We start from the raw sequence: 3,730 nt of genomic DNA, 5'->3' as shown, positions 1-3,730 counted from the left end.
CCCGTGGACGAGCCGCGCCCCATGCGGGCCGAGGCGCAGGCCCCGGAGCCGCCCGCTCCCGCCCGTCCGGTACCGAGGACCTCGCCGTACGCGCCGGACCCGCTGGAGTTCGAGGAGGCGGAACCCGTCCTGGCGCCCCGCCGATCCGCGCGGGGCAGGACACGCGCCGCGGATCCCCTTCCCGACCTCGCCGAAGAGCCCGAGCCGACCCCGGCGCCGGTGCCTGTCCCGGCGAACGAGGGCACGGTCGTCCTCGAAGGCCACATCGCCGAGGAGCCCGAGCCGGAACCCGAACCCGTCCCGACGTCCCGGGACGATCCCGAACGCACCGAGAACCGGGGCGGGGCGATCTACGTCCTGCGGGAGGAGCCCAAGGGGGACTGAGCGGCGGTCAGAAGAGGTCGCCGTACTTGTCCATGCTCCCGGAGGGCAGGTGCATCTTCTTCTCCATCTTCGGGAAGTACTCGTGGCGGCACGACTGCTTGTCGGAGTGGGTGTTGGCGTTGCCGAGGCACTCCTGGTAGCCGCTCATCTCCGGCCACAGGAACGCGGTGAGCCCGATCGCCAGCGCCGAGACCGCCAGCCCCGCCGAGCCGAGGACGATCCCCGCCGTCGCCCCGGGCGCGACGCCGCTCGTCCGCCGGGCGGCGCGCCGGGCCCGGATGCCGAGGACGAGCGCCGCCACCCCCAGCACCAGCCCGAGCGGGTAGAAGAAGATCGCGGTCAGCAGCGCGAAGGCGCCGAGCCACAGGGCACGCCAGCCCGTCGGACTGGCCGGCCCCTTCACCGGAGGCGGACCCTCGGGGGGCTCCGGCCGTCCCTCGGGGCGGTTCCCGGAGGGGGCCGGGCTCCCCGGCTGCTCAGTCACGCTCGTGTCCTCCTCGTCGTACGGCGGTGGTGTGGACGTTCATGGCGCGCGGAACAGGGCCGATAGGCTTCGTGTCGACCTGAACAACCCCACGTCCCTCAGGGAGTCAAGGTGTCCGCCCGGCTCGTCGTCCTCGTCTCCGGCGCGGGGACCAACCTACAAGCGCTGCTCGACGCGTGCGCGGATCCAGCCTACGGGGCGCAGGTCGTGGCCGTGGGGGCGGACCGCCCCGGCACCGGCGGCACCGAACGCGCCGAAGCCGCGGGACTGCCCACCTTCACCCTCCCGATCCCCGACTTCGAGAGCCGTGACGCCTGGGACGAGGCGCTGGCCGGCGCCGTCGCCGCCCACGAACCCGACCTCGTCGTGTCCGCCGGCTTCATGAAGATCCTCGGGCCGCACTTCCTGGCGCGGTTCGGCGGCCGCACCGTCAACACCCACCCGGCGCTGCTGCCGTCCTTCCCCGGCGCCCACGCCGTGCGGCAAGCCCTGGCGTACGGGGTGAAGGTGACGGGCTGTACCGTGCACTTCGTCGACGAAGGCGTGGACACCGGACCCGTCATCGCCCAGGAGACCGTCCCCGTGGGCTGGCATGACGACGAAGACTCCCTGCACGAGCGCATCAAGCAGGTGGAGCGCCGGCTCCTGGTCGACGTCGTCGGACGGCTGGCCCGCGACGGGTGGACCGTGCAGGGCAGGCGGGTCTCCATGAAGTGCCAGACCTGTAGTGATTCGGTCCGATAGAGGGGAGCTCGGCCGGTGAGTCGGGTGGCGATTAGGCGCGCACTGATCAGCGTGTACGACAAGACCGGGCTGGAGGAGCTGGCCCGCGGCCTCCACGAGGCCGGGGTGGAGATCGTCTCCACCGGCTCCACGGCGGGGCGGATCGCCGCCGCCGGGGTGCCGGTCATGAAGGTGGAGAAGCTCACCGGGTTCCCCGAGTGCCTGGACGGCCGGGTCAAGACCCTGCACCCCAAGGTGCACGCGGGCCTGCTCGCCGACCGGCGCAAGGAGGACCACCTCCAGCAGCTGGACGACCTGCACGTGGAACCGTTCGACCTCGCGGTCGTGAACCTCTACCCGTTCGCCGCCACGGTCGACTCGGGCGCCACCCCGGACGAGTGCGTCGAGCAGATCGACATCGGCGGCCCGACGATGGTCCGCGCGGCCGCGAAGAACCACGCGTCCGTCGCCGTCGTCGTCGAACCGTCCGCCTACAGGACCGTCCTGGACGCCGTCCGGGCAGGCGGATTCACCCTGGAGGAGCGCCGCCGCCTGGCAGCCCAGGCGTTCTCGCACACCGCGTCCTACGACGTGGCCGTGGCCTCCTGGTTCGCCGGCAGCTACGCGCCGGACGAGACCGCCGCCGAAGCCCAGTGGCCCGACTTCCTCGGCGTCACCTGGCAGCGCGCGAACGTCCTGCGCTACGGCGAAAACCCGCACCAGCGCGCAGCCCTCTACATGGGCGGCGGCTCCGATGGCGGCCTGGCCGCCGCCGAGCAGCTCCACGGCAAGGAGATGTCCTACAACAACTACGTGGACGCCGACGCCGCCCGCCGCGCCGCCCACGACTTCGACGCCCCCGCCGTCGCGATCATCAAGCACGCCAACCCGTGCGGCATCGCGATCGGCGCCGACCTGGCCGAGGCGCACCGCAAGGCGCACGCCTGCGACCCTCTGTCGGCCTTCGGCGGCGTCATCGCCGTGAACGGCACCGTCACCGCCGAGCTGGCCGCCCAGATCGCCGAGATCTTCACCGAGGTGCTGGTCGCCCCCGCCTTCGAGGACGCGGCCCTGGAGATCCTCACCCGCAAGAAGAACATCCGGCTGCTGCGCTGCCCGCAGGCCCCCGCGAGCGCCACCGAGTACCGGCGCATCGACGGCGGCGTCCTGCTCCAGGCCGTCGACCGCGTGGACGCCCCCGGCGACGACCCGTCCACCTGGGAACTCAAGGTCGGCGCCGCCGCCGACGAAGCCACCCTGCGCGACCTGGCCTTCGCCTGGCGCGCCTGCCGCTCGGTGAAGTCCAACGCCATCCTGCTGGCCGCCGACGGCGCCACGGTCGGCGTCGGCATGGGCCAGGTCAACCGCGTCGACTCCGCCAAACTCGCCGTGACCCGAGCGGGCGCCGACCGCGCCGCCTCCGCGGTAGGCGCCTCCGACGCCTTCTTCCCCTTCCCGGACGGCCTGGAGGTACTGACCGACGCCGGCGTCCGGGCCATCGTCGAACCCGGCGGCTCCGTCAACGACGACAAGGTGATCGCCGCCGCCGAAAAATCCGGAACCACCCTCTACTTCACCGGCATAAGGCACTTTTTTCATTGAGTTCCCTTGGCGGTCGGCGCTGGCGCGCCTTCCTTCGGCGGGAACTCGGCGATCGCTGGCATCGCTTCGTCTCGCCTGGCGGCTCGCTGCGCGATCAGTTTCTTGCTTCGCTCGAAACTGGCTTCGCACGCGATCGCAACGTTTCGCCTGTTGGGAGCTGAGGTTCGGACGGTGGCCGAAGTAACGATGGTGCGGGGCTGAGGTTCGGGCCGCGGCCTCGTGCGGGCGAAGCGGGGCTTCGATTCGGGTCGGGGCCTCGGTGACGGTGGCCTCGGTGCGGGCCGTGCGGGCTTAGGTTCGGGCGGTGGCCGAGGTAACGATGGTGCGGGGCTGAGCTTCAGGCGGCGGCCTCGTACGGCGGTGCGGAGCTGGGGTTGGGCCCGTGGTCTCGTGCAGGCGGTGTGGGGCTGAGGTTGGGGCGGTGGCCGAGGTAACGATGGTGCGGGGCTTCGGTTCGGGTCGTGGTCTCGTGCGAGTGGTGTGGGGCTTCGGTTCGGGGGCGGTCTCGTGCGGGCGGTGCGGGGCTTGGGTTTGGGG

The 3,730-nt window shown here is 72.1% G+C and carries 3 protein-coding genes and 1 pseudogene; 3 read left to right on the top strand and 1 reads right to left on the bottom strand.

The window, feature by feature from the left end:
* Window positions 1-384: pseudogene (locus tag E1298_RS45055) on the top strand (hypothetical protein); the annotation flags it as partial.
* Between the two features lie 7 nt (window positions 385-391).
* On the opposite strand, the gene E1298_RS45050 reads toward E1298_RS45055, so the two are convergent.
* On the bottom strand, window positions 392-868 hold the full coding sequence (locus tag E1298_RS45050; protein WP_131903506.1) for a hypothetical protein: 477 nt from the start codon (window positions 866-868) through the stop codon (window positions 392-394).
* A gap of 111 nt (window positions 869-979) precedes the next feature.
* Between E1298_RS45050 and purN the strand changes: the two genes are divergently transcribed.
* Window positions 980-1,612: a phosphoribosylglycinamide formyltransferase gene (gene purN, locus E1298_RS45045; protein ID WP_131903505.1), complete on the top strand. Its 633-nt coding sequence runs from the start codon at window positions 980-982 to the stop codon at window positions 1,610-1,612.
* Window positions 1,613-1,627: 15 nt separating this feature from the next.
* Window positions 1,628-3,193, top strand: coding sequence for a bifunctional phosphoribosylaminoimidazolecarboxamide formyltransferase/IMP cyclohydrolase (gene purH / locus E1298_RS45040; RefSeq protein ID WP_131903504.1), 1,566 nt, complete (start codon window positions 1,628-1,630; stop codon window positions 3,191-3,193).
* The last annotated feature ends 537 nt before the right edge of the window (window positions 3,194-3,730 follow it).

This window comes from Actinomadura rubrisoli (assembly GCF_004349215.1).
In the GTDB taxonomy this organism is placed as follows: domain Bacteria; phylum Actinomycetota; class Actinomycetes; order Streptosporangiales; family Streptosporangiaceae; genus Spirillospora; species Spirillospora rubrisoli.
This window is presented reverse-complemented; position numbering and strand designations above follow the sequence as displayed.